Origin of the sequence: Bartonella sp. MR30HLJHH, assembly GCF_042194195.1 — a bacterium.
Lineage (GTDB): Bacteria > Pseudomonadota > Alphaproteobacteria > Rhizobiales > Rhizobiaceae > Bartonella > Bartonella grahamii.
On the sequence record NZ_JBHIMO010000005.1, the window covers coordinates 21,661 to 36,219 of the forward strand.

Consider the following 14,559-nt stretch of genomic DNA (forward strand, 5'->3'; position numbering starts at 1 on the left):
TATAAAGTTTATTTATAAGCTTTTTAAGCTCTCTCTTAAGTTTAAAAAAACAATTGTGATTTGTGATTAAAGCAATAAGTAAAATGGATATTTAAAAGTTTGGAGCTTGCCAATTGATATCAATGATGTTTGAAATGAAATTAAAACTGTTTTGTTGACACGTTATAGAATGGCTGTATAGATTGATCCTCTACCAATTAGGCACACCAAAACGCAATTCTCTTGATATGAACGTTGCATTTTTGTGGGGTTTTGCATTCCTTATAGAGTATTTCTGTTTTTGCGGCTACTGTGGGGCAATTCCTTTTTACAAGGCGAGTTTAGGTTGGAACCATCATACTCTTGACTTTCTCTTTATGTGTTTAACAGTCTTGGTTTTGAGATGATTGGGCATTTTTACGTCTTTCTTCAAGGGTTCTATTTTACATGCTGCTTTGTTTATAATGTACAAAAAAATGACTTTGAGTAATTCATCATGAATAGATTTTAAATGAAAAAAATTTACGATGAAGAGAGCTCATTTAAATTGTCAAATAATAAAATATTTTGATTAAATCAATATCTTGACCATATTCAAAAGCGAGTAATCGATGTGATGTATTTCTTATTCAAGTTATTTAAAAGTTTAAGGTTTTTCTGTTTGTTCTTCAGCAGGGGTGCGTAGGCGAGAACTTTGAAGAAGTCCCTGTTCTTCTAAAATGGGGTAGATCATTGAGGTCAAAAGAGAGTTGATTTGTTTGAGGTCGCGGACAGTGTCGAGATGAAGACTGGATGATTCTACATTTTTGAGATCACCTTCACGCAAACGTTTGAAATGTTTTAAACTCATCTCTTTTTCTAAGTTTCGTAGTTGATCTTTTTTTTGTACCAATAGGTGTGCAGTGTGTGTATCACGTGAGACGAGAACGTTAAATGCTATATGCGCGTTGGCTAGTACAATGGCGTGGAAACGAAGGAGATCATTCCAGCCCTCGCTGCTGAACCGTAAACCTTTTTGTTGTTTCTTTTTAACCAGCATCAGCATATTATGAATAATGATATCGCCTGCTTGGTCTAATTTTATACAGGCGCCTAGAAGTTCTTGCGTTTGAAGAGCTTCTGCATCAGATAATTTTTGTCCCGCTAATCGTGCAAGATAAAGTTTGATGGCGATATGTTTTTTGTCCAATATGGTGTTGAGTTGGTTGAGCTCACGAATGATATTGGGATCAGGATTTTCATAAAGTCCCATGATTTTTTCTAGCATGATGTCTACAAGATCACAAATATGAATGACTTCACGCATGACATTCGAGAGAGCGAGAGAGGGGCGTTCAAGCACACTGTCATCAAGAGCTGTTTGATCCGATAAATTGAGCGTTTTGTCGGCTTGCGTTTTTTTTGCACTTATATGAACAATTTGAGTGGTTAATTTTAAAACCCATTTTGAAAGCGGTATTCCAGCAAGGAGAATGAAAACATTAAAAATAATGTGGGCGTTGATCACTTGAGTAGGGGCGTTATTGCCAAGCCATGTGATGGGAGGGCGAAAGGAGAGAAATAAGATAAGTACAAGGATTGAACCGGCCCCACGCATGAGTAAATTTCCTAAGGGAACGAGGCGGGTATTAGGAGAGGCGTTGCGCGTTAAAAGTGGTGCTATAAGAGAAGAGCCAAAGTTGACACCAAGAACCATGACAACACAGAGTTGCGTATGGATAAGATCGTAGTTGGCAAAATTGACCAGCAAAATGATTCCTGCAATAGATGAATGTAAGAGGTAGGTTAAGCCAGCAGCCAACAAAAAAGTGGAAACAGGATCGGTGGAAAGATAACGAATGATGCTAGGCAAAATTTCGCTTTCACGTAAAGGTTCTGTCGCTGTACTTATCATCTCTAAAGATAAAATCAACAGACCAATACCGATGACAATACGTCCTATTTGACGCCACTCACGTTTTTCTGTTGTCATGAAGATACAAGTGCCAATTAAAAGACAAAGGGGCACAACAAGTGTGAGATCATAGGTGAGAATTTTAACAACAATTGCTGATCCTAATTCTCCTCCGCGTACAGCCATAAGTCCCGCTACTCCAGAGACAAAACCAGATTCAACGAAAGAACCAACAAGGAGCGTTATTGCTGTAGAGCTTTGTAAAATCATTGCTGTAAAAAGCCCAAAACTTACCGCAAACAATGGTTTTGAAATGACGTGGCACATTTTATATTTAAGTCTGTCACCATAGGCGCGTTCAATTCCTGTGCGCACCATGCGTGTGGCCCAGAGAAGTAAAGAAATAGCGCCGGCAAGATGAAGGAGTACCAATGAACCATTCATGATACTTTATTCTTTCTCTGTTGTTATGAGTATGTTTGCCTCAAAATTGATAAATTAAACTTTATCGTTTTTATTTCGCTTTTGCTTTTAATACTTGATTAAAATCATAACCGCTTGGATTTTGAAAAACCTTTAGACCAAAACAGGGAAGAATGGAATAAAGGTGATCGAAAATATCACCTTGAATTTGTTCGTAGTCTATCCAAACGGTGGTGTTCGTAAAGCAATAAATTTCCAAAGGTAAACCATTTTCTGTAGGAGGTAATTGCCGTGCCATAAAGGTCATATTAGGGTTGATGTTTATATGCTGTTGTAGATAAGCAAAAACATAAGCACGAAAAGTTCCAATGTTGGTTAAACGGCGCGTATTGGCTAAGACATCATGATTTTTATCTAATTGAGCGTTCCATTGGTCAATTTCTGCTACTTTTTGCGTGAAATAATTTTCTAATAAATTAAATCGGGAAAGATATTTTTGTTCTTCTTCTGTGAGAAAATGGATACTTGATTGATCAATAAAAAGGGAGCGTTTGATGCGTCTTCCACCCGATTCTTGCATTCCACGCCAATTTTTAAAAGGGTCGGTCACAAGTTTACGGATAGGAACTGAGGTGATGGTATTGTCGAAATTTTGAACTTTAACAGTATGCAGGGCAATTTCAATAACATCACCATCGGCACCGAGATTAGGGATTTCAATCCAATCACCAACGCGAACCATATCAGTGGATGAAATTTGAATACCGGCAACGAGAGAAAGAAGCGTATCTTGAAAAATTAACATGAGAACCGCGGCCATTGCACCAAGACCGGAGAAAAGAATAAGAGGGGAGCGGTCAATCAATGTAGCGACCATTAAAACTGTCGCAACAGCAAAAAGTGCAATTTTAGCAATTTGAATATAACCTTTTATTGGTTTTAACCGTGCTGTTGGTCGTTGTTCGTAGAGGATGTTAATGACATTCAGACAGGCAGAAATTGTCAGAACAACAAAAAAGATAATGAAGGCGTTAGCAACATTACCGATGACGGTACTGAATGCATTGGGCAATGTTGGTATAAAATTAACACCAACCGAAATAATAAAGGCTGAAATGATATCCGCTATGTATTGAATAGCATTATTAATATCGATCGTTGTATTTTTGGGGAGAAAAGAAGAGAGTTTTTTGGCTCCGTGAATAAGTAATTTTCGTCCTAGAAAGTTGACTAAAAGGGCAAATATAGTAAGAATAATAAGCCAAGAAATAGCCTCTAACCACGGATATTGAACAATAAATTCGATCACTTTTCCATTCTCCATTTCTAAAGTTATATGCAGTTAAGAGTTTAAAATTTTACAACTACTTAAGAAGAAGTATTGGAATTATGCTCTAAAGTCGTTAAATATGCAAAAAAGAATTTTCAAACTCTGTGAGAGATAATGCGTTTCCCGCCCGATTTCCTTAATGAACTGCGTACTAGACTCCCAATTTCAACAGTGATTGGTCAACGAGTGGATTTTGATCCTCGAAAAAGTAAGCCTTCACGGGGAGACTTTTGGTGTTGTTGTCCATTTCATGGTGAAAAAACGCCAAGTTTTCATTGTGATGATCATAAAGGGCGCTATTATTGTTTTGGTTGTGGTGTAAGTGGAGATATTTTTACCTTTTTGTGTGAGCTTGATGGATTGCAATTTTCAGAAAGTGTAGAGCGTTTGGCTGATTTTGCGGGAATGAAACTCCCTATTTTGGATTCACAAAGTCATAAACGTCAACTGGAAAAAGATGAGCTTTATGATGTGATGAAAATTGCTACAGATTTTTTTCAATATAATTTACGCGATAAAGGAGGTGTGCAAGCACGTCGTTATCTGGATGCACGTGGTGTGACACCAGAGCTCGTAGAGCGTTTCCGTATTGGTTTTGCACCGGTAAGGCGTACAGCTTTGAAAGAAGCTTTGAGTGCACGGGGCATTTCAATAAAGCAAATGGAAGAATGTGGACTTCTCACAGTGCATGAGGGGGGTGCGGATTCTTATGACCGATTTAGAAATCGCATTATGTTTCCTATCGAAGATTTGCGTGGACGTGTGGTGGCTTTCGGAGGGCGTGCATTAGAGAAAGAGACACGAGCAAAATATCTCAATAGCCCTGAAACAGTGCTGTTTCATAAAGGAAATATACTTTATAACGCGGTAGCAGCTCGCAAAAACAGTCGCTTTGTTGGCGATGAAAAAAATCATTCACTCCTTGTTGTTGAGGGGTATATGGATGTCATTGCATTGACTAAAGCTGGTTTTGAAGGAGTTGTAGCGCCCTTGGGGACAGCATTAACGGAAGCGCAAATTGAGCTTTTATGGCAGATGGGGAAGGAGCCCATTTTGTGTTTTGATGGTGATGATGCTGGTTTAAACGCTGCTTTTCGTGTTGCTGATCGTGTGTTGCCTCTTTTAAAGGCTGGGGTTTGTGTACGCTTTGTTTTGTTGCCACAAGGAAAAGATCCTGATGAAATTGTTTGTACTGGTGGAGCACAACTTTTTTCTTCTTTTTTGCAAAAAGCAATTCCTTTGAGTGAGCTTTTATGGTGGCGAGCTACCTATGGAAAGCATTTTGAAACTCCAGAGACACGAGCAGCGCTAGAAAAACAACTAAAACAACAAATTTTTACGATTAAGGATGAAGATGTCCGTCGTTATTATTTGCAAGATGTAAAAAAACGCCTTTTTGATTTTTTTCGTCCCTCTTTTTCGAAAAAAAAGGGAGAAGGGCGATATGATCAATCTTCACCAAATAGGATTTTTAAAGATCAATCCTTTTCTCTGTTAGCAAATTCTGAAATAGTACGAAATTCTTCGCAATCTATTCCTTTGCGTGAAGCAGTGATTTTACTCACTTTAGCTTACTATCCTGAGTTGTGGTATGAAAATTTTGAATTTCTTTCTGAGTTAGAATTAAAAAATACTCAATTAATGTGCTTTCATCAAGCTATGTTGGAAATTCTTGGGAATCAACAGCTTCATGATAAAGAGACGATGGTTGCGCTCTTAGAAAAAAGAGGACAAAAGGCTCTGTTAGAGCGTATGAAACATCTTGTGCAAAATATTGGTATGCGTATTATTTTTGGTGGAGCCCCTATAGAGGATGCACGTGCGATATTAAAACAAGCTGTCTACTTGCATCTTCAAGAACACCACCTACATAAGAGATTACAGGATATTAAAGAGCAACTTGTAGAAAATCCTAAGAGTGAGGTTTTTGATCTGCTTCGTGAGGTAAAAAATGAGCTGGAGCGGATGCAGGCAACAGAAGCGTTGATTGAAGGGTTTGGAAGTTGGTTGGATAAAAAATAGACGGGAATACATAAGATACGATAAAATGATTCGCTTTTTTAATGCGAATCAGTCACTTAAATTTTAGATGAGGAAGTTTATGGGAGTGACATTTTCATAAAGATGGCAATTGAATTTTAGGAAAAGCGGGTAAATTTTAGGAAAAGCGGGAAATTGGTTCTTACGATAGGGTACAGAGATTATCTCAGAAGGGCTGAGAGGTGTCGGGGAAACTTCTGGAGTTTTCCTGCGGTTTTGTCTGGATGTAAAGTTTTTCTGGATGTCAGGGCGTATACAAAATGTATTCTTTCCAATAGTAATCTCTTAAAAGGGAGTATATATGAGAGACTATTGGTAGATTTTAGTGAGAACAAAAAAACTGGTCACATGAAAACTGTGAAGTGATCGAGTGGAGTTATGGTATGGCAACAAAGGTTAAACAGAAAGATAATGCAGAAGTAACAAGCCAAGCGAGTTTGGATGGTCCTCTTCTTGATTTTTCTGATGATGCCATCAAGAAAATGATTAAACTTGCCAAAAAAAATGGTTACGTAACAATGGATGAACTCAATGCTGTTCTTCCTTCTGACGAGGTTACATCCGAACAAATTGAAGATATCTTGGCGATGTTCTCTGAGATGGGGGTTAATGTTGTGGATGATGAGGATGAAGTTGAGTCTGAAAATTATGAAGAAGAAGTTACGGTAGAGGGTGGTGATTTAGTAGAAGCCTCTAGCCACGCAATTGCAACGACAACGAATAAACGCGAAGTAACAGATCGTACGGATGACCCAGTGCGTATGTATTTGCGGGAGATGGGAGCTGTTGAGCTTCTTTCGCGGGAAGGCGAAATTGCCATTGCTAAGCGTATTGAAGCAGGGCGTGAGACAATGATTGCGGGACTTTGTGAGAGTCCTTTGACTTTTCAGGCTCTTATTATCTGGCGTGACGAGTTAAAAGAACAGCGTATTCTTCTTCGTGAAATTATTGATCTTGAAACGACTTATGCTGGTCCAGAAGCAAAGCAGGCTCCTGTTATTGAGCGAAGTGAAGTTAATAAGACAGAAGAAGAAAAAATGTCTTCTGGTATACGTAATATGGGGGAGAGCGTAGGAGAGAGAAATATTGAAGATGATGATGAAGAAGACGATGACGATGTTAACTTATCGCTTGCTGCAATGGAAAATGAACTTTGTCCTCAAGTTATGGAAACATTGGATTTTATTGCTCAAACCTATGTGAAATTACGAAAATTACAAGATCAGCATGTTGAAAGCAGTTTGGCAGAGCGTAAAGAGGGGGCCCTTACATCTTCTCAGAAGAAGAAATATATTCAATTAAAGGGTGAGTTGATTCAAGCCGTAAAATCTCTTTCTTTAAACCAAAATCGTATCGAAGCTTTGGTTGAACAGCTTTATGACATCAATAAGAGATTGATTCATAATGAAGGTAAGCTGAAACGGATTGCCAACAGCTATGGTATTGGCCATGAGGATTTTTTAAAAGAATACCAAGGGCGTGAATTGGATGCAGATTGGATGAATTATATTGCTGCTTTGCCCACACCTGGTTGGAAAGAATTTTCGATGCGTGAAGCAAAAGAAATTCAAAAACTGCGAAGTGAGATACAAAATCTTGCGCAAGAAACGGCTATTTCGATTGGTGAATTTCGTCGGATTGTTATGCAGGTGCAGAAAGGTGAACGCGAATCAACAATTGCGAAAAAAGAGATGGTAGAATCTAATTTGCGTCTTGTTATTTCAATTGCAAAAAAATACACTAATCGTGGTTTGCAGTTTCTTGATCTTATTCAAGAGGGTAATATCGGTTTGATGAAGGCTGTGGATAAGTTTGAATATCGGCGCGGCTACAAGTTTTCAACTTATGCAACATGGTGGATTCGTCAGGCTATTACACGTTCAATTGCTGATCAGGCGCGTACTATTCGTATCCCTGTTCATATGATTGAAACAATTAATAAAATCGTTCGTACTTCGCGTCAGATTCTCCATGAAATTGGACGAGAACCAACACCAGAAGAATTATCTAGCAAACTTTCTATGCCGTTAGAAAAAGTACGAAAAGTTCTTAAAATTGCAAAAGAACCCATTTCACTAGAAACGCCTGTTGGTGATGAAGATGATTCCCATTTGGGTGATTTTATTGAGGATAGGAATGCGTTATTACCAATTGATGCAGCTATCCAAGCTAATCTGCGAGATACGACAACACGTGTTCTTGCTTCATTAACACCGCGGGAAGAACGTGTTTTGCGGATGCGTTTTGGAATAGGGATGAATACAGATCACACGTTGGAAGAAGTAGGACAACAATTTTCAGTTACAAGAGAGCGTATTCGTCAGATTGAAGCAAAGGCACTTCGTAAATTAAAACATCCTAGCCGTTCACGAAAATTACGTAGTTTTCTCGATTCTTAAATAAAGGAATTCTTGTGCATTTTAATAAATCTCTCTTTCTTTTTAATGAAGGGGGAGGGGTGTCATATTGTACTTGGATGCTTTTTTTGAGAAGAATATGAAAGAATTTGAATAATCTAGAAAGTTTACGATGTTTAATGTTTTTCTTAGCTTTTGAATTTTGTATTTCTCTTTCTGAAATAACAGATGTAAGGCAAATACTGGTGTGGTAGTCATTTGAAAAAATGAACGAAAAACATTATCTTGCGTGTAGCGGCTCGTTTCTTAAGAAATAGGATTTATTAAGAATAAACTTATATTGCAACATACGGATTTTTTGATGAGAAATGTGTATTCGTTGCGGAATTTTTTTATCATTTTAGGTGACATGTTTTATTTTTTGTCAGTTTATAAAGGGATGTTTCAATAGATTATGTTCATTTATATGCGCTATTTTTGAATAATCTCTTTTTATTCAGATAGATTTTAAGAAAACGATTTAAAGCATACATTGAGTTGAATTTTTTTAAGAGACAGAAATAGATGAAATTATAGAAATTAAACGTTTCATTTTTATAGATCGTCTTAATTAAAAAAGGTGTGTCTGAGTTTATGAGTGGAGAACTTCCCTTTTGGAAAGTAAAAAAATTAGAAGAGATTTCCATTTCTGAGTGGGAGAGCCTTTGTGATGGCTGTGGCCGTTGTTGTCTCCATAAAATTGAGGACGATGATACGGGTGACCTGTATGCAACCAGTATTGCTTGTCGTCTTTTAGATGGGGAAACTTGTAGGTGTCGAGATTATGCTCATCGTAAATCAATTGTACCAGATTGTATATCGCTAGACATTACGACAGTTAAAACAGCGCGTTGGCTTCCAGAAAGTTGTGCTTATAGATTAATTTATGAGGGAAAAGATCTTCATTGGTGGCATCCATTGGTATCAGGAGATTGTCAAACGGTACATACAGCGCATATTTCTGCACGCAGACAGATAGAGGTTTACGAAGACGAATTATTATCTGAGGAAGATTATCTTCATCACATTACTGGTCTTCTATGTAAAGGCCAGTAATATGATTTTTTATACAAAAGTTGGTGACTTAATCGATCGCAAAGACGACAGTGACGCTCACATTATAATTTAATTCACCACCTGCAAAATTTGTATTTGCGTAGCTTGCATCTGCTGCTCTACTCATGAGACGTGGTGTTGGGTGGTAGTAATCATCCTTTTCATTGATTTCAATAATTTTTCCTAATTTCAAATCGGCTGCTTGCGCTATCGTTTGCGCTTTTTCAATGGCTTCAGTAATGGCTTTTTTACGTGCTTCTTGATAAAATGGCTTTGTATCTGCGTTGGTAAAAGTAATGCCGTTAACTGAATTAACACCTAGTGTCATCGCTTGATCAAAGATTTTACCAGCATTGGTAAGATCACGAATGCGCACGGTTAAAGAATTTGAAACATGATAGAGTTTTTCATTATTCTTTTTTTCGTGGTGTTTATCAGAAGTTGACTGATAAATGGATAAACCTGATGTTTGCAAATCATTTGCTTGGATACCATTGTCTTTAAAAGCTTTTATAATATCATTGATGGATTGATTATTGGAAGCTAATGCCTTTTGGGCAGTTTTGTCATAGGTAACAACGGCTAGATTAATAATTGCCATATCCGGTGCAGCTTGACTTTCTCCGATTGCAGTCACTGTAATCGTTGCATTTTTCATTTTATTTTCTTCAGCATAAGCACGTACAGCCAACGATGTGGCTAAGAGTGCAAATGCTAATATAACTGCTTTAACCAGAGAACCCTTCAGTGGTTGAATTTTCTTTTCTATCATATCTATACCTTTATATTTGTCAGTTAACTATTCTCTCATTTTTAAGAGTTCTTGTAAAGAAATTAGGGCACTGAAAAAAAAACCAATAGAAAAGAGAAAAAGATGGGTTATAACCTTTGTCAGCTCTTGTATCATAGGGCATTTTAGTTTAGAGAGAAACAACCTATATGGGGCCTGTAGCTCAATTGGTTAGAGCCAGCGGCTCATAACCGCTTGGTTGGGGGTTCGAGTCCCTCCGGGCCCACCAATAGGGAAATGGCCAATAGAGAAATGGATAGCTTATATAAAAAATTTGGGATTCTACCTTTTTCATTTTTTATTTATTTTTCTGTTTGTTCTAAAATCCTTTGTCATTGTTTGTTGCTATTTTTTTATCAGTCGCTTTAATATAAAGTGATGGTATGTTTTTTAGTCTCATTAAAGAAGTGCTCTCATCTGAAACATTGTAGTATTTGGATTAACTGATATGTGGCGCTATTTACTTTCTTAATTCATATACTGTTTTGTACTTTTTCTGTATGATGTTCTTCATAAAATAGAAGACTAAAAGCTTCATTGGATAAGTTTATTTATGCTTGTTCTGTAAATAAACAGATCCCAATAAAACCAATTTTAAAGATTGTACCTGTTTAGAACAAATGGCTCAAAAAATATTTAGTGTAAATTTACTTTTTTCTGAGTGATGTTAATGTCTTTTAGACGTTCGAATAGCATTATCGTGATGAAAGGTTGTATAATAAGAGAATGCGATCCATAGGCGATCGTATGTATCGTGGGATCAACGATGATAACATTTGTTGATATTTTTTTCCCAAGAGAGGAGTTCTATTTGATTTTTGAGAAATATTGTTCATAGTGACGGTGGCGTGTTCTCTGAAAAGAATTTCATCAATGGTTCTTTGAAGAGTCAATTGAGTGATTTTTTCTATCGCTTTGCATCATCCAGATTTTATTGTAATAAGCATTTTATTATTCTGTAAAAAATGTTTTCTATGGTATTGGCACATTCGTTAAAATGCCATTTTCTGTTTTTGTGTATTTTTCGCTTAATGCTCAAATTATAGAGTTTTCATGTAAGCCAAATTATTATTGAAGAGCAGAAGTCTTTTTTGATTTTACTCTCATAAGAGATTGGTAATATTTCGGTAAACCTAGCACTTTTTTGTATTGCTAACATTTTTCTCGTATTGATTGTGTAGAGAGGGTAATTTTTTTGGAAAAGTATACTTTTCTTCAAAATCATACTTTGAAAATACAATTCTTCATTTACATAGGGGATTTCTCTCTTGTTGTAAATCTGCAATATAAGTTACGTGCAAAGATTATGCGTGGTGATTCGTTTTATTTTTAATAGTATCATTTTTGCTTATGGTAGAGACTTATATTAGTATTTACAAGGTGCGTTTAGAGGGGAGGTTACCTATAAACGTGTTACAGAGTTTTAGATAGTGTGGCTCTGTTTATAAGAATTTATTCCTATAACATTGTTATATTCTTGCTTTGCAATATTGTTAAAAAAACATAGATGGTGCTATGTAGAATAAAATTGTGATATATTTTTTTCAAAAAAGCTTTTTCGTGTTCTCTTATATAGAGTTCAGAAGTGTCTTCAGGGATATTTTCACATTAGTTTGTTATTGGTCCGAATCACAGGATATGCGTAACATTATTCGCGTTTTTGATAGATCATACCAATTTTCATAAGAAGATCTGGATCGTGTGATGCTTTCTGTTTCACTATGGTACATGACTAATAGAACTTCATCTGATTTTGTAAAATAAGTTTGTACACAATTGCTTCCATACTGCCTATTGCAAATATTTTTTTCTAAGGTATGAGATATATTTAAACGCTTTAGCGTTATATAGTTTGACTACATGGAGTATGACTATGAAGAATGATAAAAAATTTGAAACAACTTTATCTGATATTATTGTGAAATGGGAGTCTTTATCAACGTCTCAAAAGCAAGCGATATTGGATAGAGTAGAAAATTCTACAGATTCTGCTCATTCAACAGAACATTTAAGGCTTCAATCTTCTTTTTATCTCCAGACGAAATCAAAGTTATGAGTTTTAAGTCTTCATCGGAGATGTTGAAACCTGTTATTACATATATGGCACTAGCATTTCCCAGTGTGTTCAAAATAGCCATGAGTTTATCTACTGAAGGCCTCTTTCCTCCATTTATCATTTGTTGGACGTAATTTTGTCCACAGCCTGCAGCTCTGCTTATTTCAATCATTGTTCGTCCGTCACTTTTAATCAATTCAACTAAGCGTTGGAACCAATCTTTTTCAGTCTTTGTCATTTTTAGACCTTTACATATTTACGCTATAGCGTTAATATTGCGTTGCGAATCCAGAATATATGATACAAGGAGCGTGAAAATATCCATGTGTAGCTCTTCGCTAATGAAGCATATAGAGTTGTTTTTAACTAATAACAAAATGTCCCCATACACTTTCAGATTCGAATCAATAAAAAATGGTTGCTTAGTTCCACGGTTGTGAAAAAATAAACGTGTATACCAGAAACGGCGATACATACTCGTATGTTTATGAGATTTCACTGTGATAGTATACGTAGCAGCATTATAAATCAAGATATACCCCAACATCAGGATTTGTAAAAAAATTCTGCGTTGAGGTGGTGTGTGAGTATAACGAAGCTTTAGAGCCTTAAGAGATAGGATAATGGCTGTAGAAAAAATGTAAATTCATAGGCAAAGAGTACAGATTTCTCCTTTATTGTAATAAATTAGATCACTATCAGATGGTATATCGTATATATGCGCTAAAAAAATTGAGAAATTAAAAAAAGTGATCTTGGATATTTTATTAAACAGGAAGGTAATCTGAGTCACAAAGGTGGTTGTTTGGTAGGAGGATACATTCGATCAACCCTTATGGGGATGAATGTGTTTTAAGGCAGCTGCCGTTTACAATGAGGTTTGTGTTTATAATGATATTGTTATTTATAACAATGCATTAGCATGTGGTTGTGTAGTCGCTCGTAAGAGTTTGCATGTTTATGAAAGGTAAGAACTTTATAGTTATTTGAATATGAGTGGAGATGCATATGTTTACGCTAATGCGGTCTTTTTTGATCAAGTTTTGAATGCTCAATGTATTGAACTTTATGGTGATACTTGTGATTATAGAAAGGCTCGAGTTTATAGTGATGCTTTAATTTATGGTGATGTAAAGATTTTTGGGAAGGCAAAATTTTACAGAAAAGCTGTGCTTTGTGACACTGATGATTTTTGTAATAATGAAAAACTTTCATATATAGCCGCATTCCCCATGGCGTAAAAAGGAAGATAGGAACAATTTGGGCAAGGCTTGTATGATTGCATTGCGTGGTTAGTTTTATTTGATGTTCCTTATTTTTTGTATTTTGTGTCAATAAATGTGTCGCAAATAATTGGTGTAAGCGTGTAGATTTAGCTGCTTTCAGAGATTTTTTGTGCGTCATTTATCAATGGCTTTAATGGAAAAAATAAGAATGCCGAGAGTGATTGTTCACACTTGGAACATGCGGTTTATTGCATTCTTTTTTTGATTGAGGATGAAACAAATTGGTCAAGATGATCACTTGAGCGACAATTAAGGGAGATCTAAATGAGTGTAAACGAAATTTTATTGGGAGCAATGGTTGTTGTTTTGTTGTGCAGCGGGGTTATATTTCGGTTTTCTTTATATTATCGCAGTCAAGTGAAAGTTTTAAAAGAGGAGTCTAGAAGAATAAAACATGAGTTTTTAAGAGATTCTATGAAGATGACTGAAGAACGAGACAGAGCTATTAGAGAGCAAAGTATGGTGATTAAAAGACGTGACCAAGCAATTGAAAAACTGAAAAAACAAATTAAACAATATGAAAAAAATGAAAAGAAATATCAAAAAATGCTTAAATCTGAAGATGATAAAGAGTGATTGTATTCATATTTTGCATTAAAGGGCTTGGAAATGTGTTAGGAAGATTGGAATGACGAGAGAGATAAACTTTAATGAAGTCAATTATGGTGCTGATGGAGAGATTGTATTGAAAGGGAATATTCAAGTTTACTCTGATTTTATGAAAATATTTAAGTTTATAAGACAGAGCGTCTTTGGTTATAAAATAAGAATTTATGATGATAAACCAGTTTATAGGTATGCTGGTTATTAAAAAGCGCGTCTATACAATCCAGTAATTTTATATTATTGCTGGAAACAATTCTGCGCGTTCTTTTTAGATATAAGGTATAAATGCTACGATAGTTTTAGCTAATAGGTCTAAAAAATTGCATGATAATAGAAAGAAAGAGATATTTGCTTTTTATGAAGATGAAATGGGTAAGTCAGTTATGATTATCAGATGCAGAAGAGGAATATGAAAGATATTAATATCTTGTAAGTAATTATATTCTCATTGATAAATTATCTTTTCTTCATGTGTGTTTATTTTTTATGAAAAATACAAGACTTAAGGGACTTTCTTTTTGATAAATTCTATAAAGGCTTAAGTATGATCGAAAACAAACATAATAATCTGCAAGAATGTGATTATTATGTTTGAGTATCAGAAATAACAAAAAAACTCCCTCCCATTGAGGGGAAAACGATCACTTTTCATTTGTCACAAAAACAACTCAACATACCATTACACAAAATAAACGTTTGTTTT

General features: G+C 35.7%; 11 protein-coding genes and 1 tRNA gene. 8 read left to right on the plus strand and 4 right to left on the minus strand.

Going from position 1 to position 14,559, the window contains the following annotated elements; all coding sequences use genetic code 11:
- Positions 1 to 625 precede the first annotated feature (625 nt).
- Both ACFIKR_RS04360 and ACFIKR_RS04365 read right to left on the minus strand, forming a co-directional pair.
- Positions 626 to 2,317 carry a Na/Pi cotransporter family protein gene (locus ACFIKR_RS04360; RefSeq protein WP_375658978.1) on the minus strand — a complete coding sequence of 564 codons (1,692 nt, stop codon included), beginning with the start codon at positions 2,315 to 2,317 and terminating at the stop codon, positions 626 to 628.
- A 70-nt stretch (positions 2,318 to 2,387) separates the two neighbouring features.
- Complete coding sequence (locus tag ACFIKR_RS04365) at positions 2,388 to 3,605, minus strand: mechanosensitive ion channel family protein (protein ID WP_375658979.1); 1,218 nt, start codon at positions 3,603 to 3,605, stop codon at positions 2,388 to 2,390.
- A gap of 135 nt (positions 3,606 to 3,740) precedes the next feature.
- Between ACFIKR_RS04365 and dnaG the strand changes: the two genes are divergently transcribed.
- The 3 genes from dnaG to ACFIKR_RS04380 all read left to right on the plus strand — a co-directional run bounded on the left by dnaG (position 3,741) and on the right by ACFIKR_RS04380 (position 9,118).
- Positions 3,741 to 5,648, plus strand: a complete 1,908-nt coding sequence (dnaG, locus tag ACFIKR_RS04370) for a DNA primase (RefSeq protein WP_375658980.1) — start codon at positions 3,741 to 3,743, stop codon at positions 5,646 to 5,648.
- 401 nt (positions 5,649 to 6,049) lie between these two features.
- Positions 6,050 to 8,065: an RNA polymerase sigma factor RpoD gene (gene rpoD / locus ACFIKR_RS04375; RefSeq protein ID WP_375658981.1), complete on the plus strand. Its 2,016-nt coding sequence runs from the start codon at positions 6,050 to 6,052 to the stop codon at positions 8,063 to 8,065.
- Positions 8,066 to 8,656: 591 nt separating this feature from the next.
- Positions 8,657 to 9,118 carry a YcgN family cysteine cluster protein gene (locus tag ACFIKR_RS04380; protein WP_375658982.1) on the plus strand — a complete coding sequence of 154 codons (462 nt, stop codon included), beginning with the start codon at positions 8,657 to 8,659 and terminating at the stop codon, positions 9,116 to 9,118.
- A gap of 28 nt (positions 9,119 to 9,146) precedes the next feature.
- On the opposite strand, the gene ACFIKR_RS04385 is transcribed toward ACFIKR_RS04380, so the two are convergent.
- Positions 9,147 to 9,890, minus strand: coding sequence for an SIMPL domain-containing protein (locus ACFIKR_RS04385; RefSeq protein WP_375658983.1), 744 nt, complete (start codon positions 9,888 to 9,890; stop codon positions 9,147 to 9,149).
- Positions 9,891 to 10,060: 170 nt separating this feature from the next.
- Between ACFIKR_RS04385 and ACFIKR_RS04390 the strand changes: the two genes are divergently transcribed.
- A tRNA-Ile gene (locus ACFIKR_RS04390) sits at positions 10,061 to 10,137 on the plus strand.
- A gap of 1,644 nt (positions 10,138 to 11,781) precedes the next feature.
- Entirely contained in the window at positions 11,782 to 11,964 is a 183-nt protein-coding gene (locus tag ACFIKR_RS04395) for a hypothetical protein (protein WP_015856659.1), read from the plus strand.
- On the opposite strand, the gene ACFIKR_RS04400 is transcribed toward ACFIKR_RS04395, so the two are convergent.
- Positions 11,888 to 12,202 carry a helix-turn-helix domain-containing protein gene (locus tag ACFIKR_RS04400; protein ID WP_007347852.1) on the minus strand — a complete coding sequence of 105 codons (315 nt, stop codon included), beginning with the start codon at positions 12,200 to 12,202 and terminating at the stop codon, positions 11,888 to 11,890. The two genes, ACFIKR_RS04395 and ACFIKR_RS04400, sit on opposite strands and share 77 nt — an antisense overlap.
- 607 nt (positions 12,203 to 12,809) lie before the next feature.
- Here ACFIKR_RS04400 and ACFIKR_RS04405 point away from each other — a divergent pair.
- The 3 genes from ACFIKR_RS04405 to ACFIKR_RS04415 all read left to right on the plus strand — a co-directional run bounded on the left by ACFIKR_RS04405 (position 12,810) and on the right by ACFIKR_RS04415 (position 13,826).
- The gene (locus ACFIKR_RS04405) at positions 12,810 to 12,935 is read left to right on the plus strand and encodes a hypothetical protein (protein ID WP_375658984.1); all 126 of its coding nucleotides are present in this window, start codon (positions 12,810 to 12,812) and stop codon (positions 12,933 to 12,935) included.
- Between the two features lie 21 nt (positions 12,936 to 12,956).
- Positions 12,957 to 13,205, plus strand: a complete 249-nt coding sequence (locus ACFIKR_RS04410; protein ID WP_375658985.1) for a hypothetical protein — start codon at positions 12,957 to 12,959, stop codon at positions 13,203 to 13,205.
- A gap of 309 nt (positions 13,206 to 13,514) precedes the next feature.
- Complete coding sequence (locus ACFIKR_RS04415) at positions 13,515 to 13,826, plus strand: hypothetical protein (RefSeq protein WP_273788037.1); 312 nt, start codon at positions 13,515 to 13,517, stop codon at positions 13,824 to 13,826.
- The last annotated feature ends 733 nt before the right edge of the window (positions 13,827 to 14,559 follow it).